Origin of the sequence: Mycolicibacterium wolinskyi (genome assembly GCF_002101965.1) — a bacterium.
Classification (GTDB): Bacteria; Actinomycetota; Actinomycetes; order Mycobacteriales; family Mycobacteriaceae; genus Mycobacterium; species Mycobacterium wolinskyi.
Map to the genome: position 1 here is coordinate 1 of NZ_LQQA01000004.1, position 23238 is coordinate 23238.

Here is a 23238-nt window from a genome sequence, read left to right on the forward strand (position 1 = left end):
GGGTGGGACCGGGCGTGGGCCGGGGGGAGGGCTTGGGGGTGCCTGGCTCACTGGTTGTCATATCCGCTCCTCGTACTCCGCGCGGTTGACCCGCGCACCTGCCGCGCGACGCGGCGCCCGTTGCTGTCAGCTTTCGACCGCTATTCAAGCAGGTCGTGCTGTGCCGTGCCCATGGCTTTAGGCTCAATGGCTCCACAAACTCGAAAGGGCGGCGATGGACGCGGGCATGGCACGGGCGGATCTGGCGGCCCTGCTGGCCCTCGGGGCGGCACTGTTCATCGCGATCGGCGACGTCATCCACCAGCGATCGGCGCATCAGGTGACCGACGAACCGGTGAGCCACGTGGGACTGTTCGCCCGGTTGCTGCGGGATCGGCAGTGGTGGCTGGGCAGCCTCGTGGCAGCAGTGGGTTTCGCGCTGCAGGCAGCGGCCCTCGGCCTCGGCTCGGTGTTGCTCGTACAGGCCTTGCTGGTCACCTCGCTGCTGTTCGCCCTTCCGATCAACGCGCGGCTGGCGCACCGGCGGGTGACGCGCTGGGAATGGCTGTGGGCGGCGCTGCTGGCCGGCTCGGTCGCGGTCATCGTCACGGTCGGCAACCCGACCGAAGGCCATGCCAGAGGGCCGCTCGACGCGTGGACGCTGGTGATCGCGGTGCTCGGTCCGTCGCTCGTGCTCTGTCTGATCGGCGCCAGGATCTGGTCCGGCGCGACGAGTGCGGTGCTGCTCGCGGTGGTCTCCGGCGCCATGTGGGGCCTGTTCGCGGTGCTCACCAAGGGCGTCGTCGACCACCTCGGCGACGGATTGTGGGCGCTGTTGCGCGCCCCTGAGCTCTACGTGTGGGCGGTGGTGGCCGTCGCGGGCACCGTGATCCAGCAGTCCTCGTTCCGGGCAGGCGCTCTCACGGCATCGCTACCCACCATGACCGTCACCGAACCGATCGTCGCCTCGGTGCTCGGCGTCGTGGTGCTCGGTGAAACCCTGCGGCCGGGTGAGGCCGGGTGGCTGACCCTGATCGTCGCGGTCACGGCGATGGTGGTCGCCACCGCGGCACTGGCCCGCGGCGAGGCCGCCAGCGAACAGGCCGCGACGTCGGCGCACTAGTTTGGTGACGTGCTGAGCGCCATTGCGATCGTCCCCGCGGCACCGGTCATCGTGCCCGAACTGATGGGTGGCGCCGCCGCGGAGATGGCCGGGCTGCGCGAGGCGGTGCTGGCGGCGGCCGGCGCGCTGCCCGCGCACTGGCTGGCCGTCGGCGCCGGCACGGCCGACGCCGTGTTCGGACCCGAGCGGGCCGGGACGTTCGCCGGCTACGGCGTCGACGTGCCCGTCGCGCTGAGTCCCGACTCCGAACCCGCGCCGACAGAACTGCCGCTGTGTGCGCTCATCGCGGGCTGGATCCGCGGGCAGACCGACGCGCGGGCCGCTGTCGGCGTGCGGGTGTTCGCGGACGCGTGCCCCGCTGACGCCGCGGTCGCACATGGACGGCGGCTGCGTGCCGAGATCGACGAATCCGTCGATCCGGTCGGGGTTCTCGTCGTCGCCGACGGCGCGAACACGCTCGCCCCGGCAGCTCCCGGCGGCTACGTGCCGGAGTCGGTTGCCCTACAGCTCAACCTCGAGGACGCCCTGGCCGGTGGCGACGTCGCGGCGCTCACCCGGGTGCCCGACGGCATCGTCGGCCGCGTCGGCTACCAGGTGCTGGCCGGTCTGGCCGAACCGGGGCCGCAGGCGGCCCGCGAGCTCTACCGGGGCGCGCCGTACGGGGTCGGGTACTTCGTCGGTGTGTGGGACCCGGCGGGCCGGAGCGAAGCGACCTGGGGATCGATACCGTGACGAGACCGATCGCGATCATCGGTCCGACCGGCACCGGCAAGTCGGCGCTGGCATTGGACTTCGCCGACAGATTGAGCGGAGAGATCGGCGTTGAAATAGTGAATGCCGACGCCATGCAGCTGTACCGCGGCATGGACATCGGAACCGCCAAGCTCACCGTCGCCGAGCGCCGCGGCATCCCGCACCACCAGCTCGACGTGCTCGAGGTGACCGAGACCGCCACGGTCGCCCGCTATCAGGAAGCCGCGGCCGCCGACATCGAGGCCATCGCGGCGCGTGGCGCGGTCCCGGTGATCGTCGGCGGCTCGATGCTCTACATCCAGTCCCTGCTCGACGAATGGTCGTTCCCGGCCACCGACCCGGCGGTGCGGGCCCGCTGGGAGGCCCGGCTCGCCGAGGTCGGTGTCGCGGCATTGCACGCCGAGCTGACGCGGGTGGACCCGGCTGCCGGGGCGTCGATCCTGCCGACCGACGGCAGGCGCATCGTGCGGGCGCTCGAAGTCGTCGAGCTCACCGGGCAGCCGTTCGCGGCGTCCGCGCCGCGCATCGGTACACCCCGCTGGGATACCGCGATCGTCGGATTGGATTGGGAGACAGAGCTTCTCGACGAGCGACTGGCCCAGCGTACGGACAAGATGTTCGCCGAGGGCCTTGTTGACGAAGTGCGCGGTCTGATCGATCGCGGGCTGCGCGAGGGCGTGACGGCCGCGCGGGCGCTGGGGTATGCGCAGGTGCTCGACGACTTCGACGCCGGGGGCGACGGATCCGGTGCGCGCGAGCCGACTTTCATCGGGACGCGCCGCTACGTCCGACGGCAACGGTCCTGGTTCCGGCGTGATCACCGTGTCGTGTGGCTCGACGGCTCCGGCGACGGGCTGGTCGACGAGGCCATGCGGGTGTGGCAACACGTATCCTGATCAGGTGATCTTCGCTAAAGGGCATGGCACGCAGAACGATTTCGTCGTGCTGCCCGACGTCGAGGCGCGGCTGTCGCTCGCGCCCGCCGCGGTCGCCGCGCTGTGCGACCGCCGCCGCGGTCTTGGCGCCGACGGTGTGCTGCGCGTGACGACGGCAGGCGCCGCACTGGCCGCGGGCGTGTTCGACCGGATGCCCGATGGTGTGGGCGACGGTGACTGGTACATGGACTACCGCAACGCCGACGGTTCGATCGCGCAGATGTGCGGCAACGGGGTGCGGGTTTTCGCCCACTACCTGCGCGCGTCCGGGCTGGAATCGGCCGACGAGTTCGTCGTCGGATCCCTGGCGGGCCCGCGCCCGGTGGTGCTGCACCGATCAGACGCCACCATCGCCGACGTCACCGTGGACATGGGCAAGGCCAACCAGTTCGGCACCGGAACGGCCGTGGTCGGTGGCCGCAGTTTCACCGGGTTGGCGGTGGACGTCGGCAACCCGCACCTCGCGTGCGTGGGCATCAGCGGCGAGGAGCTTGCCGCTCTCGACGTTGCCGGGCCGGTGTCGTTCGACCCTGAACAGTTCCCCGAAGGGGTCAACATCGAGGTGCTGACCGCCGCGGTCGACGGTGCGGTGTCGATGCGCGTGCATGAACGCGGTGTCGGCGAAACCCGGTCGTGCGGCACCGGCACCGTTGCCGCCGCCGTCGCGGCGCTGGCCGCCGACGGCGCCGACACCGGAACGTTGCGCGTGCGGATACCCGGCGGCGAGGTGGCGGTCACGGTCACCGAATCCACCAGCTACCTGCGCGGACCGTCGGTCCTGGTGGCACACGGCGAGCTTTCGGAAGAGTGGTGGAACTCTGCCCAGAGCTAATTGGGGTGCGCGACCGGCCATTGACGTGCCAACCTGGAAGAACATATGACGTATCCAGAACATCCTGTCGCGCCCAGCACCGGTGAGCTGGCCCTCGAAGACCGCGCCTCACTGCGCCGCGTCGCTGGGCTGTCGACCGAGCTGGCCGACGTCTCCGAAGTCGAATACCGCCAGCTACGGCTCGAGCGCGTCGTGTTGGTCGGCGTGTGGACCGAAGGCAGCGCCGCCGACGCCGACGCGAGCCTGGCCGAGTTGGCCGCGCTGGCCGAGACCGCGGGCTCGGAAGTGCTCGAAGGCCTCATCCAGCGTCGGGACAAGCCGGACCCGTCCACCTACATCGGTTCGGGCAAGGCCGCCGAGTTGCGCGAGGTCGTGCTCGCCACCGGGGCCGACACCGTGATCTGTGACGGCGAGCTGTCGCCTGCACAGCTCACCGCCCTGGAGAAGGCCGTCAAGGTCAAGGTGATCGACCGCACCGCGCTGATCCTCGACATCTTCGCGCAGCACGCCACGAGCCGCGAAGGCAAGGCACAGGTGTCGCTGGCACAGATGGAGTACATGCTGCCGCGGTTGCGCGGCTGGGGTGAATCCATGTCCCGGCAGGCCGGTGGTCGTGCCGGCGGCGCGGGCGGCGGAGTCGGCACGCGCGGACCCGGTGAGACCAAGATCGAAACCGACCGTCGTCGCATCCGCGAGCGAATGGCCAAGCTGCGCCGCGAGATTCGCGACATGAAGAAGATCCGCGACACCCAGCGCAGTGGCCGCAGGCGCAGCGAGATCGCCTCGGTCGCGATCGTCGGCTACACCAATGCGGGCAAGTCGAGCCTGCTCAACGCGCTGACCGGGGCCGGTGTACTCGTCGAGAACGCGCTGTTCGCCACGCTCGAACCCACCACGCGCCGCGGCGAATTCGAGGACGGCCGGCCGTTTGTGCTGACCGACACGGTCGGATTCGTCCGGCATCTGCCCACGCAGCTGGTCGAGGCGTTCCGGTCCACGCTGGAGGAGGTCGTCGACGCCGACCTGCTCGTGCACGTCGTTGATGGCTCCGACGTCAACCCGCTCGCACAGATCAACGCGGTGCGCACGGTGATCAACGAGGTGGTCGCCGAATACGACATCGTCGCGCCGCCGGAGTTGCTCGTGGTCAACAAGATCGACGCGGCGACAGACGTGGGTCTGGCTCAGCTGCGCCGCGCGCTGCCCGATGCGGTGTTCGTATCGGCGCGTACCGGTGACGGGCTGGGCAAACTGCGCTCTCGCATGGCCGAGTTGGTGCCGCCCACCGACACCACGGTGGACGTGACGATTCCCTACGACCGCGGGGATCTCGTCGCCCGGGTCCATGCCGAGGGCCGGGTCGACGCCACCGAGCACACCGCCGCGGGCACCCGGATCAAGGCACGGGTTCCGGTCCCGCTGGCAGCGGGACTGCACGAGTACACCACGTTCTGATTACGACGAGTCAGGCGGCGGGCTGCGACGCGTCGCTCTGCTTCGTGTCGGCAGCCTTCTCGTCATCGTGTCCCAGTGCCTTGCGCACCGAGCCTTGGACCGACTTGGCGAAGTCCCGCACGGGATGGCCCTTGATGCCCAACGCTTTACGCAGCGACGGCCGCTCGATCTCGGTGCCCTCCTTGGGCTGTGTGAGCCCTTCGGCCGGCCGCGCGATCGCGCTGAGCCGGGTCAACGGTTTGCGGTCGGGTCTCGTCGTGACCTGCTTGGTGACCGGTACGGCGGCGTCGTCGACGGTGGCGTCCGGTGCCGGCACTGCGTCGTCGTCCTCGGTGGGATCGGTCCAGCCAGGCAGCGGATCCAGGCCGGGATTGAGTGCGGCGTTGATTCCCTCCGGAATGTCACCGGCCAGGTCGGTGACCAACTTGACCGGGTCGACCTTCGGCAGCAACTGGAACGGCGTCGGCTTGCTGTAATCCTCTCGGTCATAACCGGTTTCGATCAGTGTCTGAGCCAACGGCGAGACCAGGTCGACGATCGGTACCACCAGCGCGGACGTGCCGGTCGACTCCGCGAAATCGAGGAACGGCTGCATGATCGGAAGCACCTTCGCCGGCAGCGTGATGTAGCGGGTGTCGCCGCGCTCTTGGCAGTGCGTCTCGGCGGTGCAGCTCTCTTGGGCATTCTCGATCGCGGCCTGCACCTGTTGCGGTGTATAGCCGTACGGAGTTTCGGTCGGCAGATCGTCGCCGTCGGGCGCCAGATACGTGGGGTGCGTGTATTCGAACCCGGCGAGTGCGTTGGCCAATGCCAAGGGATTGAGCAGCCAACTGGGCGCGTCGGCGACGCCGTCGTACTGCAGCGCGATGTCGTAGGTGTTCACCTCTTGCGAGGTGTCGGTGGGTGTCGGCTCGCCGAACGTCGCGTCGAGGATGGGGACGGTGCCGAGCGCGGCGAGCCGTTCGAACAGGCCGCCGTTGGGGCGGTTCGGGTTGCCGATCACGACGAAATCGATCCAGTCGGGGATGGTTCCACCGTTGTCTTCGGCCAGTTGCCGTTTGACGATGCTGGTGACGGCCGCGCCCTGCGAGTAGCCGAAGATGACGACCGGATGCTCGTTATCAGGGGCGGCGATGTCGAGTTGGTCGTTGAGACTCGCCACCCCGCTGGCCACCGACACGTTCCACTTCGCGCCCTGCAGCCCGCCCCACCCTTCGAACGGGAACGGCCAGAACTGGGCGATGTAGGAGACCGGCACCGGGGTGCTGCAGCCGTCACCGCAACTGCCGCTCGTTTCGACGTAATACGCGACGGCGTGCGCCATGTAGTTGTTCGAGTCGGCCGGGTCGGGTGTGCCGGTGCCCGGTACGACGAGCGGCGTCGTGGCGACCACGAGGCCGACCGCAGCCGATATCGCTGCCGAGAAGGCCGCGGTCACGCCGAGGGCGACCGTCGAGGTCAGCACCAGGATGGCGACGAGCAGCGCTCGGACTGTGGAACGGGCGGTCGCACACACGGGACACCAACTCCTTCTTGTGACGCGGGCGTCAGCAGAAGGAATCTTCGCACCGTCGGGTAGCGGTCACGCGAAAACGCGGAGATTACCGGCGCGGCGCGATCACCGGTGGCTCGTGTGCCCGCACGCGCGGCAGCGGGCCGTCGAATTTCTCGACCTGCACCAGCACATGGGCGCCGGTGCAACCGCGCGCCAGCGACGACGTGCCGACGTCGTCGGTCAGCACGTTCGGGTTGCCGTGCACGCACATCGAGTCGGGGTCGGCCGGATCCGCCGGGTCGAACCAGGCCCCGGTCGAGAGCTGCACCACATCGGGCCGTAGCCGATCGTCGATCACCACGCCCGCCAGGCAGGCCCCGCGGTCGTTGAACACTCGGACCACGTCGCCGTCGGCCAGTCGGCGTGCGTCGGCATCGTCCGGGTGCATGCGGATGGGTTCGCGCCCTTGCACTTTCGACGCCTGGCTGAGGGCGCCGCCGTCGAGCTGGCTGTGCAGCCGTGAGGCGGGCTGGTTGGCCAGCAGATGCAGGGGATAGAACTCGGCGCGCTCACCGCGCAGCCACTCGCTGGGTTCGTACCAACGCGGATGGCCGGCGCAGTCGTCATAACCGAAGCTGTCGATGTCTTCGGAGAAGATCTCGATCCGGCCGCTCGGCGTTCCGAGTCGGTGGGTCTGCGGGTCCGCGCGGAAATCGCCGAACAACGTCAGGCCCGGCTCGGTCGGCAGTCGCAGCTGGCCTGCCGCCCAGAACTCGTCGAAGCCGGGCACCTCGAAATCCAGTCCGGCGGCCCATTTCTCGTACAGATGCACGAGCCACTGCCGGGCCGTGCGGCCCTCGGTGAACTGTTCGCCGAAGCCGAGCCGCTCGGCCAGCGCCGCGTACGTCGTGTAGTCGTCGCGGGACTGCGCGTACGGCTCGGTCAGTGCGCGCATCGCCACCAGCAGGGGATCGTTTCGTGATCCCGAGAAGTCTTCGCGCTCATAGGCGGTGGTCGACGGCACCACGATGTCGGCGTGTTTGGCCATCGCGGTCCAGTACGGGTCGTGCACCACGATGGTGTCGACGCGGGCCAGCGCACGGCGTAGGCGGGGGATGTTCTGATGGTGGTGAAAAGGATTGCCGCCGGCCCAGTACACGCACTTGATGTCGGGGTAGGTCAGCCGCATGCCGTTGAAGTCGTACGACTCGCCCGGGTGCAGCAGCATGTCGGAGATCGCGGCGACCGGGATGAATGTCTGCACGGGGTTGAGACCCTGCGGCAGGGCAGGCAGCCGGCAGCGCAGAGGCGCGAGTCCCGGCTCGTTCATCGACCCGTAGCCGTGGCCGAAACCGCCGCCGGGCAAACCGATCTGGCCGAGCATCGCGGCCAGCGTCAGTCCCATCCACGGTGCCTGTTCGCCATGCCGGATGCGTTGCAGCGACCAACTGACCGTCACGATCGTGCGGGCGGCCGCCATCTGCCGGGCCAGCGCGGTCAGTTCGTCTGCCGCCAGCCCGCTGATCCGCGCGGCCCATTGCGGTGACTTCGCGATGCCGTCGTCGTGGCCCAGCAGGTAGCGCTCGAACCGCTCATATCCGGTGCAGTACGTGGCCAGGAAGTCGCGGTCGGCCAGGCCCTCGGTCGCCAGGACATGGGCCAGGCCGAGCATCACGGCCACGTCGGTGCCGGGAACCGATGCCAGCCAACGACACTCGCCGTCGACGTCGTCGCGCAGCGGGCTGACCGACACGACCTGCCCGCCGCGGTCACGGAACCGGCGCAGGGCGTCGCGGGTCGGGTGTGCCGTGGTGCCGCCGTGGTTGATGCCGGTGTTCTTCATGGCGATCCCGCCGAAGCACACCAGCAGATCGGTGTGCTCGACGATGACATCCCACTGCGTGGAGCGCTTGAACAGATCGTCATGCGTTCCGACCACGCGCGGCATGATCACCCCGGTGGCTCCCAGGCTGTAGGAGTGACGGGAGGACGTATACCCGCCAAGCATTTTCAGGAACCGGTGCACCTGGCTCTGCGCGTGGTGAAATCGCCCGGCGCTGGCCCAGCCGTAGGAGCCGCCGTAGATCGCCTGGTTGCCGTGGGTTTCGACGACGCGGCGCAGTTCGTCGGCCAGAAGTTCGGTCAACTCGTCCCAGGACACCGCGACGTATTCGTCGGCGCCGCGTTCGCGGCTGGGCCCAGGACCGTCCCGCAGCCAGCCCCGCCGCACGGCGGGCCCGGCGATACGTGAACGGTGCCGAACCGATCCGGGCAGGTTCCCCAGCAGCGGTGACGGATCGGCGTCGCCGGGCGGTGGCGTCACAGCGGCGATGTCGCCCCCGGAGATGTCCGCCCTGAACGCACCCCAGTGCGCGAGGCTCGTGGGGGATGGGCGCATGGCCGAAGTTTACGGTGCGGGCTCTCGCGGGGCCGACCTCCAGTGCGACCAACCATCCGGTTGGTATAGGTTGGCCTACAAGTCCACAACCCAGTACCGGAGGTCACACCATGGGTGGTGCCGTGAAGTACCAGCGCACTCTTTTCGATGCCGAGCACGAACTGTTCCGCGAGTCCTACCGGGCCTTCCTGGAGCGCCATGTCGCGCCGTACCACGACCAGTGGGAGAAGGACAAGATCGTCGACCGTGGCGTCTGGCTGGAGGCCGGCAAGCAAGGCTTCCTCGGTATGGCGGTGCCCGAGGAGTACGGGGGTGGCGGCAATCCCGACTTCCGTTACAACACGATCGTCTGCGAGGAGACCGTGGCGGGTCGCTACAGCGGCATCGGCTTCAGCCTCCACAACGACGTCGTCGCGCCGTACCTGCTGCGGCTGGCGAACGAAGAGCAGAAGCAGCGCTGGCTGCCGCAGTTCTGCACCGGCGAGCTGATCACGGCGATCGCCATGACGGAGCCGGGAACCGGCAGTGACCTGCAGGGCATCAAGACGCGCGCGGTCAAAGAGGGCGACCACTACATCCTCAACGGATCGAAGACGTTCATCACCAACGGCATCCACTCCGATCTGGTGATCGTGGTCGCCCAGACCGACGCTGAAAAAGGCGCGCTGGGGTTCAGTTTGCTCGTCGTCGAACGCGGCATGGAGGGCTTCGAACGCGGGCGTCACCTGGACAAGATCGGCCTCGAAGCCCAGGACACCGCCGAACTGTCCTTCACGGACGTCAAGGTTCCGGTCGAGAACCTGCTCGGCGAAGAAGGCCAGGGCTTCGTCTACCTCATGCAGAACCTCCCGCAGGAGCGCATCTCGATCGCCATCATGGCCGCCGCTGCCATGGAGGCGGTCCTGGAGCAGACACTGCAGTACACCAAGGAACGCAAGGCGTTCGGCAAGCCGATCGGCAGCTTCCAGAACAGCAGGTTCCTGCTGGCCGAGCTGGCGACCGAGGCGACCGTGGTCCGCATGATGGTCGACGAGTTCATCCGGCTGCATCTGACCGACGAACTGACGGTGGAGCAGGCCGCGATGGCCAAGTGGTACTCCACCGAGAAGCAGGTGGAGCTCATCGACCGCTGCCTGCAACTGCACGGCGGTTACGGGTACATGCGCGAGTATCCGGTGGCCCGGGCCTACCTCGACGCCCGCGTGCAGACCATCTACGGCGGCACCACCGAAATCATGAAGGAGATCATCGGGCGCAGCCTTGGGGTTTAGGCGTCAAAATTCCCCGCGATGCCGGGTCTGCGGGCCCGTATGACGCCGGTTTCGCGGGTTTTTTGGCCTAGTACGGCCATGTCCCTTGGTTATCGTCTCCTACTGACGCAAAGTTGTCGGGCGGGATGTTTTCAGGTGAACCCTGTGAGGGGAACTTTGCCGAACGAGCGGAGGGTGCATGACGAGGCCGGGTGCGAGGCTGAACACGGCCGTTCGGCGGATGACCGTAGGCCTGCTTGCGGTGGCGCTCGCGGGTCTGTTGGCGCCGACCGCGTCGGCGAGCCCGGAATCGGACGCTGACGCCGCCATCACCTCGGCCTGGGATGCCAGCGGCGGTGACGGTGGCCCGCTCGGGGCTCGGCAGGGCGGCGTCTATGCCGTCGGCCCGGGATTCGCTCAGAACTTCGCCGCGGGCAAGATGTTCTTCACTCCCGACACCGGCGCGCACTACGTGCAGGGCGCGATTCTCGAGAAGTACGAGTCGCTGGGCGGCCCGGCCGATGGTGATCTCGGATTTCCCACCATCGACGAGGGCGCGGGCCGCGCACCCGACAGCAGGAACTCGACTTTCAGCGCGGCCGACAAACCGGTGATCTTCTGGACCCCGGCCACCGGTGCGAGGGTCGTGCGCGGCGCCATCAACGCGGCCTGGGACAAACTCGGTGGCTCGGCCGGAGTCCTCGGCGTGCCTGCCGAGGACGAGACGTACGACGGCGACGTCGTCACCCAGAAGTTCACCGCGGGCGAGCTGTCGTGGAACCGTAAGACCAAGGCGTTCACCACCGTTCCGCCGGAGTTGGTCGATCAGCTGGCCGGGCTGCAGGTGCCCGACGATCCGACCTCGGCGATCGATGCGGCGCGCCGCGCCGCGGGCGGGCCGTTGGGTCCGCTGGGCGCCAAGGACGGTGACCAGTATCCGATCGGCAACGCGGGCGGCCTCGGCCAGAACTTCGCCGGCGGCAAGATCTTCTACAGCCCGGAGACCGGCGCCAACGTCGTGACGGGCCAGGTGCTGGAGAAGTACGAGAGCGTCGGCGGCCCGGAGGGCGATCTGGGCTTCCCGACCAGCAGCGAAACCGAGGGCGGGCTCGGACCGAACAGCCGCATCAGCACGTTCGCCGCGGCGGACAAGCCCGTGATCTTCTGGACGCCCGACTACGGTGCGGTGATCGTGCGCGGCGCCATGAACGCCGCGTGGGACAAGCTCGGCGGCGCCACCGGCACGCTCGGGGCGCCGATGGCCGATCAGACCGAGGACGGCAGCGTCGTGACGCAGCGGTTCAGCGGCGGCGCGATCTCGTGGGATCGCTCCGACAACACGTTCACGACCGAGCCGCCCAACCTCGCCACGGAACTGACCGGGCTCGAAATCCCCGGCCTGGAACAGTCGCCGCAGGCCGGCAGTCCACCACAAGCATCCGACGACACGGATTCCAAGCCGTTCTCGTGGCAGTGGAACTGGTGGTGGCTTCTTGCGCTGATCCCGGTCCTGTTGCTGGCCGGGCTCATCGTCGGTGCCGCGCTGTGGCATCGGCGCCGGGGTCGCGACGACGACGGCTTCGATCACGACCCGTTCGACGACGATCACTACGACGACGGTCCGCACGACGATCGGTTCGATGACGACGAGCACTATGGCGAAGGCCGCTATGAGTCCTCCCGCTACGACGAGAGTCGCTTCCGGGACGACGCCTATGCCGACGACCGGGGCGGGGATCGCGGCGGCCACTATCAGCCGACGGCGGATTACCAGACTGGCGAGGCCCCGACATCGCGCCTCGTCGCCGAGCCCTACCGTGAGACGGCTACGGGCGGATCCCCGTTCGACGGGCCGACCGATGCGTCGATGCCGGTCAGTCAGTGGGCCGCGCCCGGCGGTTTCGGCCCGCGCGAGGCCGACGAGGAGGAACCGCCCGAAGAGGCGGCCGAGCTTGCCGACGCCCATCCTGGCGAAGACGGTTTCGACGAGGATGGATACGACGAGGACGATTACGACGACGGCGACGAGTACGTCGACGGGGACGAACTCGAAGACGACGAGGATGTCGTGGACATCGGCGTCCTCGACGACCAGAGCCAGCTCGACGATGACTTCGACGACGAGGACGAACTCGACGAAGAAGGCGACCTCGAGCAGCACGGTCAGGACCTACGCGCGGCGCCCGGGATCCCCAGCAGCCTGATCGCCGGCGTTCCCGCCGCCGCGGCGTTCAACGATGACGACGATCAGGACAACGTCGATACCGCGCCGACCCGTGTGGTGACCGACGCCGACCTGCGCAGCAGCGGACCACCCAGTGGACGGCACGCCGCGATCGAGCTCGATGAACCGATGCCAAGCGCGACGGCCATTCATCTGCCGCTCGACGACCCGCAGCGGGCGCCGCAGGGCTACCCGATCAAGGCGGACACCAAGTCGGGGCTGTACTGGTCGCCGGACAGCAGCGAGTACGACGATGCGATCGCCGAAATCTGGTTCGCCAGCGAGGAGTTCGCCCGCACGAATGGCTTCGTGCGGGCCGACTGAGTAAGCCCGGGCCGCCCGCTCAGATCTTGCGGATCACCGTGACGACCTTGCCGAGCACGGCTGCGTCGTTGCCGGGGATCGGGTCGTACGCCGGATTGTGCGGCATGAGCCAGACCTGGCCGCGGGTGCGCTTGAAGGTCTTGACCGTGGCTTCGCCGTCGATCATGGCCGCGACGATGTCGCCGTTGTCGGCCACGTTCTGCTGACGGACCACGACCCAGTCGCCGTCGCAGATCGCCGCGTCGACCATCGAATCGCCGACGACCTTGAGCAGGAACAGTGAGCCTTCACCGACGAGCTCACGGGGCAGCGGGAAGACATCCTCGACGGCTTCTTCGGCGAGAATCGGCCCGCCCGCCGCGATGCGCCCGAGCACGGGCACGAACGTCGGTTCGGGCAGGGCATCGGACCCGGCCACGTCGGTGGACACCAACGGGGTCGCCGGATCGTCGGCGGCGCGGACGTCGACTGCGCGGGGCCGGTTGGGGTCGCGGCGCAAATAGCCTTTGCGCTCGAGCGTGCGCAACTGGTGAGCAACCGACGACGTGGAGGTGAGACCGACGGCGTCGCCGATCTCACGGATGCTCGGCGGGTAGCCGCGACTGGTGACCGACGCGCGGATGACCTCGAGGATGGTGCGCTGGCGCTCGGTGAGGCCGCCGTCGACCGCGCGAGGACGGCCGGCGCCCTCGGTCCCGGCCGGGCTGTCGGTGCTGCCGTCCGTGATGTCGCTGCTGTCGTCGCTCATGGCGCCGAATGTAGTCGCCTACCGCCGGATAATCAAACATGTGTTCGAGGCGTGTCGGCTGTGTCGGCCCCGCCTCCGTCGGCGAACCGAACTTGTCGGTACCCCGCTCTATCGTTTGGCAACAGTTCGATCACACGTTCTATTAATCGAACATGTGAGCGACTATATTCGAACACAGGAGCGAATACGCCGGACGAAAGGCAGACAGATGGCCATCCTCGACATCCCCACCGAACGCCGTGACAGCGCGTTCCGTGCTCCCAGTGCTTCTCGCGCTCTCCGCGACACTGTCGACCCCATGCCGCGCCCGGCTCGGGTCCGGCCGCATGGCGAGCGCCCGATCTCCCGGCCGCAGCAGGTGCGGCCGAACGGGGCGGCCCTGCGTCACCGCGGAACCGGCGTGCTGATGTCGCGCGCGTCCCATCGCCGGCGTCCCATCACCCCGGCCACCACCGTCCTGCTCGCACTGGTCGCGGCGGCGATCACGGTGTGGCTCGGGTTGGTCGCGCAGCTGGGCGGCGTCATGGGGCCTGCCGAGTCGGTTCCCACCGAGCTGGCGGTGGTTCAGGTCCAGTCCGGCGAGACGTTGCAGCACGTCGCGCAGCGCATCGCGCCCGACGCTCCGGTCGCCGAGGTCGTGCAGCAGATCCGCGATCTCAACGAGCTCGACTCCGCGGCCGTGGAGGCCGGTCAGACGCTCATCGCCCCTGTTGGCTGACGTGTGACATGAGGGATGAAACGCCGTGGCGGGCAAGCGCACTGACCATCGGCGCCACGACATACGCACCATTGGACCCGGCGGTGAGTCTCCCGAGAGCCACGCGGGTACGCTCAAGAGCGCTCGAACTAGTTGTCTGGCTGCGTGACGAAGGAGCGGTGATGCACTGTCCGTTCTGCCGTCACCCTGATTCGCGCGTGGTCGATTCCCGGGAGACCGATGAAGGCCAGGCGATCCGTCGGCGCCGGTCGTGCCCGGAATGCGGCCGCCGGTTCACCACCGTCGAGACGGCCGTGCTGGCCGTGGTCAAGAGAAGTGGCGTCAGTGAGCCGTTCAGCCGGGAGAAGGTCATTCGGGGCGTGCGGCGCGCCTGTCAGGGCCGGCAGGTCGACGACGATGCGTTGAACGTGCTGGCGCAGAAGGTCGAAGACGCCGTGCGCGGGCTGGGAACCCCGGAGATTCCGAGCCACGAGGTCGGCCTGGCGATTCTCGGGCCGTTGCGCGAACTGGACGAGGTGGCCTACCTGCGGTTCGCATCCGTCTACCGGTCGTTCTCGTCGGCCGAGGATTTCGAACGCGAGATCGAGGCGTTGCGGGCGCACCGCGGCTAGTGGGCGCTCAGTCGAGCCGCGTGGTGCCGTCGTTGACCACCCGGCCGGCAACGCGTACCCAGCCTTCCGGGCTCCACCGGGTCGAGATCACCGAACCCTTGCCTTGAATGATCGTGAGGTCACGGCTCAGGTAGTCGGTCATGCGAACAGCCGCCGCGCCGGTGGCCTCGTCCTCGGGAATGCCGAGATTGGCCGCGAACACCCGCGACCGGAGCACGCCCTCTTCCTGGTCGACCCAGGTCCACAGATAGTGCTCGACGTCGTCGGCATAGTCGTCGGGCTCGGCGGCGAACAGCTCTTCGGTGGAGGGTAGGTCGTGGATGGCGAACTCGGGCGCCCATTCCGAGCGCGCGCTGATCGCGGCGAGGTCGCCGTCGTAGGAGACCTGGACGATTCCGGCCGGAACCTGCAGGGTGTGGATCGGTGTACCGATGTCTCGCAACCACCACGATGCGCCCACCGTGGGATGGCCCGCGAACGGTATCTCGGCGGCCGGGGTGTAGATATGGGCATGCGCCGTCGTGCCGCCCGGCTGCGGCAGGTCGATGAATATCGTTTCGCTGTAACCCAATTCGGTGGCGATTCGCTGGCGATCGGTGGGTGCCACCGTACTGTTGTCGACTACGCCGAGTGGATTGCCGAATTTGCCGTCGGAATCGGTGAACACCCGCAACACGGTCACGTCGATGGCCATAGACCGATGCTACGTCGTGATGACCGATCGGCAGGGTCGCCCCACGAAGGTCAGGTCGCGCTGCGCTCGTCGCCGCCCATCGCCTCGAGCACCGCCACCTGGGTGTCGAGCGACCCGCTGATCGTGGATTCGCTGAGGCCTGTACGCAGCAAGCTGCGCAGCATCTCCTGGTCATAGACGGCAGGCTCGGTTGAGTCGATGAAGCGTTCGACCACCTCGACGAAGCGATCGGGATCGTCGTGGAACGGGAAATGCCCGGATCCCTTGAAGATCTCCAACTGGGAACCGGGCATCGCCGCATGTGCCATCCGGGCGTGGCTGACGGGGATCACGGAATCGGATTCGCCCCAGATCAACTGCACGGGAACGGATTCGGTCAGATAACAGCGGTCCAGCATGGTGACCACCTGGCCGCGCCAGTCGACCACCGCGCGCAGGGTGCGAGCGAACGCCGAGGACGCGGTCGGCTCGGGGAGGTCGGCGAGGATGCGCAACATGTCGGGGATGTCGCGTCCGACGCCGGTCGATCCGAACACGGTTCCGACGGCGCGGCCGAAGACCTGCAACGCCGGCAACATCAGCGGCAGGCGCAGCAACGCGAGGGCCTCACTGCCCATCGGCAGCGACGCGATCCGCAGTGCGACGTTGACGTCCTTGGTGACCCCACCCGCACCGACCAGGATCAGCCGATCCACCAACTGCGGGAACTGGTAGGCGAATTGCATCGCCACGCCGCCGCCGAGCGAATGGCCGACCACGGTCACCCGGTCGATGTCGAGCACGCTCAGCAGATCCCGCATGCCGTTGGCGTAGGCAGCGACGGAGTAGTCGGCGCGCGGTTTGTCCGAGCGGCCGTGGCCGAGAAGGTCGGGCGCGATCACGGTGAACCGTTGCGCCAGCGTGGACTGCACGGTGTGCCACGTGGTCGAGTTGTCGCCGATGCCGTGGATCAACAGGATCGCCGGACCGGAACCCGCCACCCGGAACGCGCGACGGTAGCCGTGGATCGTGCGGAACTCGAGCGTCGGGGTGACCTCACGTACGGTCCGCAGATTCGGTTTTCGCTCGGTCATGTCCGCCAACCTCGATGTCGGCCCGGCGTCGGGCTGCTGTCAGTGGTTGTCGCCATGAGGGAATCCGTCCCCGAACCCTTCGGAATGTCCGTCCTTGTACTTGTCGTCCTTGAACTTGTCGCCGGCCTGCTGGGCGAGGAACCGCTCGAACTCCGCGCCCAACTCGTCGCCACTCGGCAGTTCCTCGTCGCGCGCCAGCAGTGACCGATTCTCCTGTGCGGCAACGAACGCATCGTACTGTCGCTCCAGGGCGGTCACCACTTGAGCGACTTCGGCGCTCGCCTCCACCTGCTCGTTGATCTTGGAGTACACCTCGGCGCCCGCCTCCGACAGCGCGGCCAGCGGCAACTGCAGCGAACCTGTTCTGGACACCTCGGCCAGCAGCGCCTCCGCGGCGGCCGGATATGCCGTCTGCGCCAGATAGTGCGGGACGTGCACGGTGAACCCGACCACCTCGTGTCCGTGCTGGGCCATCCGGAACTCCAGCAGGTTGGACACGCTCGCCGGAACCTGCACCTCGCCGACCCATGGGGTGTGGTCGGCGATGAGCTCCTTGTTGTTGGAGTGTGCGGTCAACGTGACCGGCCTGGTGTGTGGCACGGCCATCGGAATGGTGCCGAGGCCGATCACCTGGCGCACCCCGAGCTGCTCGGCGAGAAGCCGGACGGCGGTGATGAAACGCTCCCAGCGCAGATCCGGCTCGAGACCGGCCAGCAGGAGAAATGGCGTACCGACACTGTCGTGCAGTGCGTACAGGTTGAGTTCGGGTTCCTCGTAGCCGGTGAAATGGTCGGTCTTGAACGTCATCAGGGGCCGGCGGGATCGGTAGTCGAGCAGTTCGTCGATGGCGAACGACGCCACCAGTTCGGTGTCGAGGGTGTTCTTGAGGTGTTCGGCGGCGAGCCGGATCGCGTGGCCCGCATCGGAGAACCCCTCCAGCGCGTGGATGAGCACCGGGCCGCGACCATCCGTCGAGGTCAACTGCGGCGCGGGGAATTCGAGCTCATACATCCCGCTCTGGTCGGGCTGGTAGTGCTGTTCGGGGTTATTGCTGCTATCTGCCATTTCGTCTCGTCTCCTCGCCACGGCAGGTGCTGTGAAGACCTCCTGCCGTGTCACCTAGTGTCGCGCATTCTCGTGGTGCGGGCTCGCGCCGCCCCGCGTGTTCGTTCGAACGCGTGGCCTCACCACCGGCATTCCGGCCGTTCGCGTCCGGGTCGGGCAGTATCGATGGGTGCGGGTAGTTCGGAAGGCGATGGTGATGGCCGCGGTGGCCATCACGGTGACCTACGTCGCGTCCGCGTGCGCCGACGCGCAGCCGAGGCACGACGGCGCGCCTCCCACGGTGCCCGATCCGAGGGTGGGGGCGCTGTTCCTCGGCGGCGGTTCGTTGCACACCTGCACTGCGGCCGTCCTCGACAGCACTGCGGGCGATCTGATCCTGACCGCGGCCCACTGTCTGGTGGACGGCGTCGAAACCGAGTTCATGCCCGGCTTTCGCGACGGCGCCGAGGCCGCCTGGCGGGTCACCGCGGTGTATCTGGATCCGCGCTGGCTCGCCGACCAGGATCCGCAGGCCGATTTCGCCATCGCCCGGGTCGTGCGCGACGGGGCCGCGTCGGTTCAGCAGCAGGCGGGTGGGGGACTGTCGCTCGGCGCCGCGCCGAGCGCGGGTGCCACCGTGACAGTGACCGGGTACCCGACCGGAACGGGTGGTGGCCCACGTGTCTGTCGCGGCTCGACTTCGATGTCGGCCCAAGGCTTTCCGTCGTTGTCCTGTGCCGGTTTGGGTGACGGTTTCAGCGGCGCGCCATGGGCCGTCGGATCGACGGTGACCGGAATCGTCGGCGGTCTCGACGGCGGCGGATGCGACGACGACGTGTCCTACTCACCACGGTTCGACGACGGTGTCGTCCGCCTGCTGCACCGTGCGGAGGAAGCCGGCGACGGAGACACGATCCCGACGGTCCTGGGATCGGACTGTTAAGAGCGGAATTGGTTGAGCACGCGCAGCTTGTTCATGACGTCGAGTGCGGCGACCTTGTAAGCCTCGGAGAACGTCGGATAGTTGAAGACCGCGTCGACCAGGTACTCGACCGTGCCGCCGCAGCCCATGACCGCCTGGCCGATGTGCACCATCTCGGTGGCGTTGGAGCCGAAGATGTGCACGCCGAGCAGTCTCAGGTCTTCGGTCGACACCAGCAGCTTGAGCATGCCGTAGGAATCTCCGGCGATCTGGCCGCGCGCGAGCTCCCGGTATCGCGACACCCCGACCTCGTACGGGATCGAGTTCTTCGTCAGCTCAACCTCGGTGGCGCCGACATAGGACACCTCGGGGATGGAGTAGATGCCGATCGGCTGGAGGTCCATCATGCCCTTGGTGGGTTCACCGAACGCGTGATAGGCGGCCAGCCGGCCCTGCTCCATCGAGGTCGCGGCCAGTGCCGGGAATCCGATCACGTCACCGACGGCGTAGATGTGATCGACCTTGGTCTGGAAGTTGTCGTCGACGAAGATGCGCCCCCGGTTGTCGGACTCCAGCCCCGCGTTGGTGAGGTCGAGGTGGTCGGTCTGGCCTTGGCGCCCAGCCGAATACATCACGGTTTCGGCGGGGATCTGCTTGCCGCTGGCCAGCGTGGTCACGGTGCCTGCCGATCCGACGTCGACGCCCGTCACCTCTTCGCCGAACCGGAACGTCACCGCGAGGTCGCGCAGGTGGAACTTCAGCGCCTCGACGATCTCGGGATCGCAGAAGTCGAGCATGTTGTCGCGCTTCTCGACCACCGTCACCTTCGTGCCGAGTGCGGCGAACATCGAGGCGTACTCGATGCCGATGACCCCGGCCCCGACGACGACCATCGACGCGGGCAGCGACTTGAGTTCGAGGATCTCGTCGGAGTCGAGGACGCGTTCCTCGTCGAACTCCACGCCTGCCGGCCGCGCCGGTTTGGTGCCGGTCGCGATCACGACGTAGCGGCCCCGCACGGTGATCAGCTCGGCCCGGCTCGGGTCCTCCACGTGGATGGTGTGTTCGTCCACGAAGCGGCCGTGCCCCGTGTAGAGCTCGACGCGGTTGCGCATGAGCTGTGACCGCACCACGTCGATCTCCTTGCTGATCACGTGTTGCGTGCGCGCGAGAAGGTCGGCCGGGGTGATCTTGTCCTTCACCCGGTAGCTGGCGCCGTACAGTTCGCGCTGGTTCATGCCGGTCAGATAGACGACGGCTTCGCGCAGGGTTTTCGACGGGATGGTTCCGGTGTTGACGCACACGCCGCCGAGCATCATGCCGCGTTCGATCACCGCGACCGTTTTGCCGAGCTTCGCCGCCGCGATGGCGGCCCGCTGGCCGCCGGGGCCGGAACCGATGACGACGAGGTCATATTCCTGCATCGAACCCATGGGAGAGTGTCTACGCCGGTTGCTCGGCTCTCGCACGTCGGCAACGCCAAATTGCGCGTGAACAATTGTTTCGTCCAGTTATCCCCAACCTGGAGTTCGTCCACAGGGCGGTGGCCGGTGCCGGATTTGCGCTCGTCGCCAAAACCGCGACGACGGTGCCGGCTGCCACGTTGTGGCCATGACACCTTCACCACACATCCCCGAGTTCGACGTCAGCAGGCCCGGCTCGTTGATCGCCGCACTGCCCGCCGTCCTCGGCTTCGTTCCCGAGCAATCCCTCGTCCTGGTCAGTATTGAGGATGGACACTTGGGATGCGTTATGCGCCTTGATCTTTCGTTGATGATGACGGACGCCGTCGATGAACTCGCCGAAGTGGCTGCCGCGTCGCAGCCGGATGGGGCGATTGCGGTCATCGTCAATGAGGATGGGGCCGACTGTCAGCATTGCTGCGATATCCACGCCGAGATGGCCGACACGGTCGAGGACGCGCTGTCGCTGCACGGCATCGAGCTCATCGCGGCCTATGTGGTGGACCGCGTGGCAGCGGGCGGGCGCTGGCATTGTGCCTACGGGTGCGCCAAGCGGGGCGTCATCGAGGATCCGTCCGCATCGCCGTTAGCTGTGGCGGCCGTACTCGACGGCCGTCGGCTCTATCGGCGGCGCGCCGACCTGGCGCAGATCGTCGAACCCGACGAGAGCCGGGGGGAGCGGATGAGGGCGGTGATCGCCGGCCTTCCCACGCCGCCGCCCGCGCGCCGCCGGGCCGAGGTGCGTGCCGACATCGAATCGGCGTTGTCGTCGGCGGCCGAGCTCGCCGACGGGCGGTGCCCGGCCGATGAGCAACTGGCCCGGTTGGCGGTCGCGTTGACCGATCCCCAGGTGCGTGACACGTTGTACGCGCTCGCGGTCGGGGAGCGGGCGGGTCAGGCCGAGTCACTGTGGGTCGAACTGTCGCGCGCCCTGCCGCCGCCGTGGCGTGCGGAGGCGCTGGTGCTGTTGGCGTTCTCGGCGTACGTCCGTGGCGACGGGCCGTTGGCCGGAATCTCGCTCGACGCAGCGCTGCGTTGCGTACCGGACCACCGGATGGCAGGCATGCTCGACCGCGCATTGCGTTCGGGGATGCGGCCGGATCAGATTCGCGAACTCGCGCTCAGCGGGTATCGGCAGGCGGACCGGCTCGGAGTTCGGTTACCGCCACGGCAGACGTTCGGCGGTGAGGCCAGGAAGGCCGGCGCGTAGTGCGCCGGCCGCCGGATCAGACCTTTTCCACCTTGACGGCGTGTGCCATGTGGTGGGGGAGCTCAACCTGTTCGTGGCCCGGGATCAGGATCATCACGCCACCGTGGTCGTTGGCTTCGACGGTCACGCGTGCATTGGGCACCACACCGGCGTCCTTGAGACGACCGATGAGCTCGGTGTCACCCTGCACATGCTCGGTGAGCTGCCGGACCACGACCGCCACCGGCAGGCCGACCGGCAGTTCGGTGAGCCGCACCAGGCTCACATCGTCGGACCCGAAGCCGGCGCCGCCGACACCTAGCTCGGACAAACCGGGGATGGGGTTGCCGAACGGGGACGTGGTGGGGTTGTTGAGCACCTGCACCAGCCGGCGCTCGACATCCTCGCTCATCACATGCTCCCAACGGCACGCCTCGGCGTGGACGTCTTCCCACGGCAGTCCGATGACGTCGACCAGCAGCCGTTCGGCGAGCCGGTGCTTGCGCATCACCGCGACGGCCAGCGCGCGGCCCTTGTCGGTCAACTCCAGGTGCCGGTCACCGGCGACGTGGAGCAGGCCGTCGCGTTCCATCCGCGAGACCGTCTGGCTTACGGTCGGGCCGCTCTGGTCAAGCCGTTCGGCGATGCGTGCACGCAGCGGAACCACGCCCTCTTCCTCGAGGTCGTAGATGGTCCGAAGGTACATCTCGGTGGTGTCGACAAGATCGTTCATTCGCGCCTTCCCAGCCCAAACGTCACTGCACAGTCTACCGTTCTCGCGGCTCGAACTGAGGTCCAACATTGCGGTGCCGCTCACGCAGTTCGAACCGCGATTTCGCCGGTGAACCACGCCAAATCCGGTAGGCGCAGACACCAATGTGCCCGCCCGGGGTGACGGGCGGGCACATCGAGGGGTTCAGCTAGCTGGCGTAGGACCGGAGCCGATCGGCACGCTCGCCGTTGCGGAGCTTGGCCATCACTTCGCGCTCGATCTGACGGACCCGCTCGCGGGACAACCCGAAGAGCTTGCCGATCTGGTCGAGCGTGCGGGGCTGGCCGTCGTCGAGGCCGAACCGCAGCCGGATCACCTGCTGCTCCCGCTCGTCGAGCGTGGCGAGCACGTGGCGGATGTCGGTGTGCAGCAACTCGGAGATGACGGCGTTCTCCGCCGACATGGCCTCGGAGTCCTCGATGAAGTCGCCGAGCGGGGCTTCCTCGTCGGTTCCGACCGGCATGTCGAGGCTCACCGGATCGCGGCTGTGCTCGAGCAGGTCGTTGATCTTGTCGACCGGAATGCCGGACTCGGCGGCCAACTCTTCGTCGGTGGCCTCGCGCCCGAGGTTCTGGTGCATCTCGCGCTTGATCCGGGCGAGCTTGTTGACCTGCTCGACGAGATGGACCGGGAGCCGGATGGTGCGGCTCTGGTCAGCCATCCCGCGGGTGATCGCCTGGCGGATCCACCAGGTGGCATACGTGGAGAACTTGAAGCCCTTGGTGTAATCGAACTTCTCCATCGCGCGGATCAAGCCCAGGTTCCCCTCCTGGATCAGATCCAGCAGCGGCATGCCGCGGCCGGTGTAGCGCTTCGCCAGTGAGACCACCAGGCGGAGGTTGGCTTCCAGCAGGTGCCGCCGGGCCGCCTCCCCGTCGCGGACGACGATCGCGAGATCGCGTTTGCGGTTCTCGCCCAGACGCTTCTTGGTGTCCAGCAGATGTTGTGCGTAAAGGCCCGCCTCGATGCGCTTCGCGAGCTCTACCTCATCGGCAGCATTGAGCAACGCTGTTTTGCCGATGCCGTTCAGATACACGCGCACGAGGTCGGCAGCCGGGCTCTGGGCGTCCAGATCGCTGTCGACGCGGCTTGTGGTGGCATTTGCCATGACGGCCTCCTGATCGGCTCGAACTGTCATGACTTACAACGCGTCATGCCCCCGAAGAGTTCCCACTGCCGATTGGATTCATGCCTATTGACCTGCTGTTTTTTCGCGATGACCTGAGATTCTCCTGA

At 67.7% G+C, this 23238-nt stretch carries 20 protein-coding genes; 11 read left to right on the forward strand and 9 right to left on the reverse strand.

Going from position 1 to position 23238, the window contains the following annotated elements:
• The first annotated feature begins 226 nt into the window (after nt 1-226).
• From AWC31_RS00620 to hflX, 5 genes are read left to right on the forward strand one after another with little or no spacing between them, the layout of a single operon-like run.
• Nucleotides 227-1102: a DMT family transporter gene (locus AWC31_RS00620; protein WP_085142200.1), complete on the forward strand. Its 876-nt coding sequence runs from the start codon at nt 227-229 to the stop codon at nt 1100-1102.
• A 9-nt stretch (nt 1103-1111) separates the two neighbouring features.
• The gene (locus AWC31_RS00625) at nt 1112-1834 is read left to right on the forward strand and encodes a class III extradiol ring-cleavage dioxygenase family protein (protein WP_085141873.1); all 723 of its coding nucleotides are present in this window, start codon (nt 1112-1114) and stop codon (nt 1832-1834) included.
• Entirely contained in the window at nt 1831-2751 is a 921-nt protein-coding gene (gene miaA / locus AWC31_RS00630; RefSeq protein WP_085141875.1) for a tRNA (adenosine(37)-N6)-dimethylallyltransferase MiaA, read from the forward strand. Before AWC31_RS00625 ends, miaA begins: the two co-directional genes overlap by 4 nt.
• A gap of 4 nt (nt 2752-2755) precedes the next feature.
• Nucleotides 2756-3622 carry a diaminopimelate epimerase gene (dapF, locus tag AWC31_RS00635; RefSeq protein ID WP_085141876.1) on the forward strand — a complete coding sequence of 289 codons (867 nt, stop codon included), beginning with the start codon at nt 2756-2758 and terminating at the stop codon, nt 3620-3622.
• Nucleotides 3623-3667: 45 nt separating this feature from the next.
• Nucleotides 3668-5077 carry a GTPase HflX gene (gene hflX / locus AWC31_RS00640; RefSeq protein ID WP_085141878.1) on the forward strand — a complete coding sequence of 470 codons (1410 nt, stop codon included), beginning with the start codon at nt 3668-3670 and terminating at the stop codon, nt 5075-5077.
• 10 nt (nt 5078-5087) lie between these two features.
• On the opposite strand, the gene AWC31_RS00645 is transcribed toward hflX, so the two are convergent.
• Nucleotides 5088-6593, reverse strand: coding sequence for a PE-PPE domain-containing protein (locus AWC31_RS00645; RefSeq protein WP_085141880.1), 1506 nt, complete (start codon nt 6591-6593; stop codon nt 5088-5090).
• A gap of 85 nt (nt 6594-6678) precedes the next feature.
• Nucleotides 6679-8970, reverse strand: coding sequence for a molybdopterin guanine dinucleotide-containing S/N-oxide reductase (locus AWC31_RS00650; RefSeq protein WP_085141881.1), 2292 nt, complete (start codon nt 8968-8970; stop codon nt 6679-6681).
• 110 nt (nt 8971-9080) lie between these two features.
• On the opposite strand from AWC31_RS00650, the gene AWC31_RS00655 reads away from it, so the two are divergent.
• Together AWC31_RS00655 and AWC31_RS00660 are read left to right on the forward strand one after the other, a co-directional pair.
• Nucleotides 9081-10241, forward strand: coding sequence for an acyl-CoA dehydrogenase family protein (locus AWC31_RS00655; protein ID WP_085141883.1), 1161 nt, complete (start codon nt 9081-9083; stop codon nt 10239-10241).
• Nucleotides 10242-10419: 178 nt separating this feature from the next.
• A complete protein-coding gene (locus AWC31_RS00660) occupies nt 10420-12768 on the forward strand; it encodes an LGFP repeat-containing protein (protein ID WP_085141885.1) in 2349 nt (782 codons plus the stop codon).
• Nucleotides 12769-12787: 19 nt separating this feature from the next.
• Here the strand turns inward: AWC31_RS00660 and lexA are convergent, their stop codons facing one another.
• Entirely contained in the window at nt 12788-13516 is a 729-nt protein-coding gene (gene lexA / locus AWC31_RS00665; RefSeq protein ID WP_085141887.1) for a transcriptional repressor LexA, read from the reverse strand.
• 208 nt (nt 13517-13724) lie between these two features.
• Here lexA and AWC31_RS00670 point away from each other — a divergent pair, with 208 nt between their 5' ends.
• Nucleotides 13725-14234: a LysM peptidoglycan-binding domain-containing protein gene (locus AWC31_RS00670; protein ID WP_110774854.1), complete on the forward strand. Its 510-nt coding sequence runs from the start codon at nt 13725-13727 to the stop codon at nt 14232-14234.
• Nucleotides 14235-14395: 161 nt separating this feature from the next.
• Nucleotides 14396-14845, forward strand: coding sequence for a transcriptional regulator NrdR (nrdR, locus tag AWC31_RS00675; RefSeq protein WP_067851134.1), 450 nt, complete (start codon nt 14396-14398; stop codon nt 14843-14845).
• A 7-nt stretch (nt 14846-14852) separates the two neighbouring features.
• Here nrdR and AWC31_RS00680 read toward each other — a convergent pair whose 3' ends face one another.
• The 3 genes from AWC31_RS00680 to AWC31_RS00690 are packed head-to-tail and all read right to left on the reverse strand — an operon-like array spanning nt 14853 to nt 17677.
• Nucleotides 14853-15539, reverse strand: a complete 687-nt coding sequence (locus tag AWC31_RS00680) for a PhzF family protein (protein ID WP_085141889.1) — start codon at nt 15537-15539, stop codon at nt 14853-14855.
• 50 nt (nt 15540-15589) lie between these two features.
• Nucleotides 15590-16612 carry an alpha/beta fold hydrolase gene (locus tag AWC31_RS00685; RefSeq protein WP_067851138.1) on the reverse strand — a complete coding sequence of 341 codons (1023 nt, stop codon included), beginning with the start codon at nt 16610-16612 and terminating at the stop codon, nt 15590-15592.
• A gap of 39 nt (nt 16613-16651) precedes the next feature.
• Entirely contained in the window at nt 16652-17677 is a 1026-nt protein-coding gene (locus AWC31_RS00690) for a proteasome assembly chaperone family protein (protein ID WP_067851140.1), read from the reverse strand.
• Nucleotides 17678-17846: 169 nt separating this feature from the next.
• Between AWC31_RS00690 and AWC31_RS00695 the strand changes: the two genes are divergently transcribed.
• Nucleotides 17847-18599: a trypsin-like serine peptidase gene (locus tag AWC31_RS00695; protein WP_234816664.1), complete on the forward strand. Its 753-nt coding sequence runs from the start codon at nt 17847-17849 to the stop codon at nt 18597-18599.
• On the opposite strand, the gene sthA is transcribed toward AWC31_RS00695, so the two are convergent.
• Entirely contained in the window at nt 18596-20002 is a 1407-nt protein-coding gene (sthA, locus tag AWC31_RS00700; RefSeq protein WP_198538902.1) for a Si-specific NAD(P)(+) transhydrogenase, read from the reverse strand. The two genes, AWC31_RS00695 and sthA, sit on opposite strands and share 4 nt — an antisense overlap.
• A gap of 187 nt (nt 20003-20189) precedes the next feature.
• On the opposite strand from sthA, the gene AWC31_RS00705 reads away from it, so the two are divergent.
• Entirely contained in the window at nt 20190-21251 is a 1062-nt protein-coding gene (locus AWC31_RS00705) for a DUF4192 domain-containing protein (protein WP_085141892.1), read from the forward strand.
• A 16-nt stretch (nt 21252-21267) separates the two neighbouring features.
• Here the strand turns inward: AWC31_RS00705 and AWC31_RS00710 are convergent, their stop codons facing one another.
• Both AWC31_RS00710 and sigB read right to left on the reverse strand, forming a co-directional pair.
• On the reverse strand, nt 21268-21963 hold the full coding sequence (locus AWC31_RS00710; RefSeq protein WP_067851148.1) for an iron-dependent transcriptional repressor DtxR: 696 nt from the start codon (nt 21961-21963) through the stop codon (nt 21268-21270).
• Between the two features lie 187 nt (nt 21964-22150).
• Complete coding sequence (gene sigB / locus AWC31_RS00715) at nt 22151-23140, reverse strand: sigma-70 family RNA polymerase sigma factor SigB (RefSeq protein WP_264052034.1); 990 nt, start codon at nt 23138-23140, stop codon at nt 22151-22153.
• Nucleotides 23141-23238: the final 98 nt, after the last annotated feature.

Coding starts and splice junctions, on each gene's coding strand:
- AWC31_RS00670 (WP_110774854.1), top strand. CDS start 13,725: ATGGCCATCCTCGACATCCCCACCGAACGCCGTGACAGCGCGTTCCGT.
- AWC31_RS00655 (WP_085141883.1), top strand. CDS start 9,081: ATGGGTGGTGCCGTGAAGTACCAGCGCACTCTTTTCGATGCCGAGCAC.
- AWC31_RS00705 (WP_085141892.1), top strand. CDS start 20,190: ATGACACCTTCACCACACATCCCCGAGTTCGACGTCAGCAGGCCCGGC.
- AWC31_RS00660 (WP_085141885.1), top strand. CDS start 10,420: ATGACGAGGCCGGGTGCGAGGCTGAACACGGCCGTTCGGCGGATGACC.
- nrdR (WP_067851134.1), top strand. CDS start 14,396: ATGCACTGTCCGTTCTGCCGTCACCCTGATTCGCGCGTGGTCGATTCC.
- sigB (WP_264052034.1), bottom strand. CDS start 23,140: ATGACAGTTCGAGCCGATCAGGAGGCCGTCATGGCAAATGCCACCACA.
- hflX (WP_085141878.1), top strand. CDS start 3,668: ATGACGTATCCAGAACATCCTGTCGCGCCCAGCACCGGTGAGCTGGCC.
- AWC31_RS00685 (WP_067851138.1), bottom strand. CDS start 16,612: ATGACCGAGCGAAAACCGAATCTGCGGACCGTACGTGAGGTCACCCCG.
- AWC31_RS00680 (WP_085141889.1), bottom strand. CDS start 15,539: ATGGCCATCGACGTGACCGTGTTGCGGGTGTTCACCGATTCCGACGGC.
- AWC31_RS00620 (WP_085142200.1), top strand. CDS start 227: ATGGCACGGGCGGATCTGGCGGCCCTGCTGGCCCTCGGGGCGGCACTG.
- AWC31_RS00690 (WP_067851140.1), bottom strand. CDS start 17,677: ATGGCAGATAGCAGCAATAACCCCGAACAGCACTACCAGCCCGACCAG.
- AWC31_RS00650 (WP_085141881.1), bottom strand. CDS start 8,970: ATGCGCCCATCCCCCACGAGCCTCGCGCACTGGGGTGCGTTCAGGGCG.
- lexA (WP_085141887.1), bottom strand. CDS start 13,516: ATGAGCGACGACAGCAGCGACATCACGGACGGCAGCACCGACAGCCCG.
- sthA (WP_198538902.1), bottom strand. CDS start 20,002: ATGCAGGAATATGACCTCGTCGTCATCGGTTCCGGCCCCGGCGGCCAG.
- AWC31_RS00710 (WP_067851148.1), bottom strand. CDS start 21,963: ATGAACGATCTTGTCGACACCACCGAGATGTACCTTCGGACCATCTAC.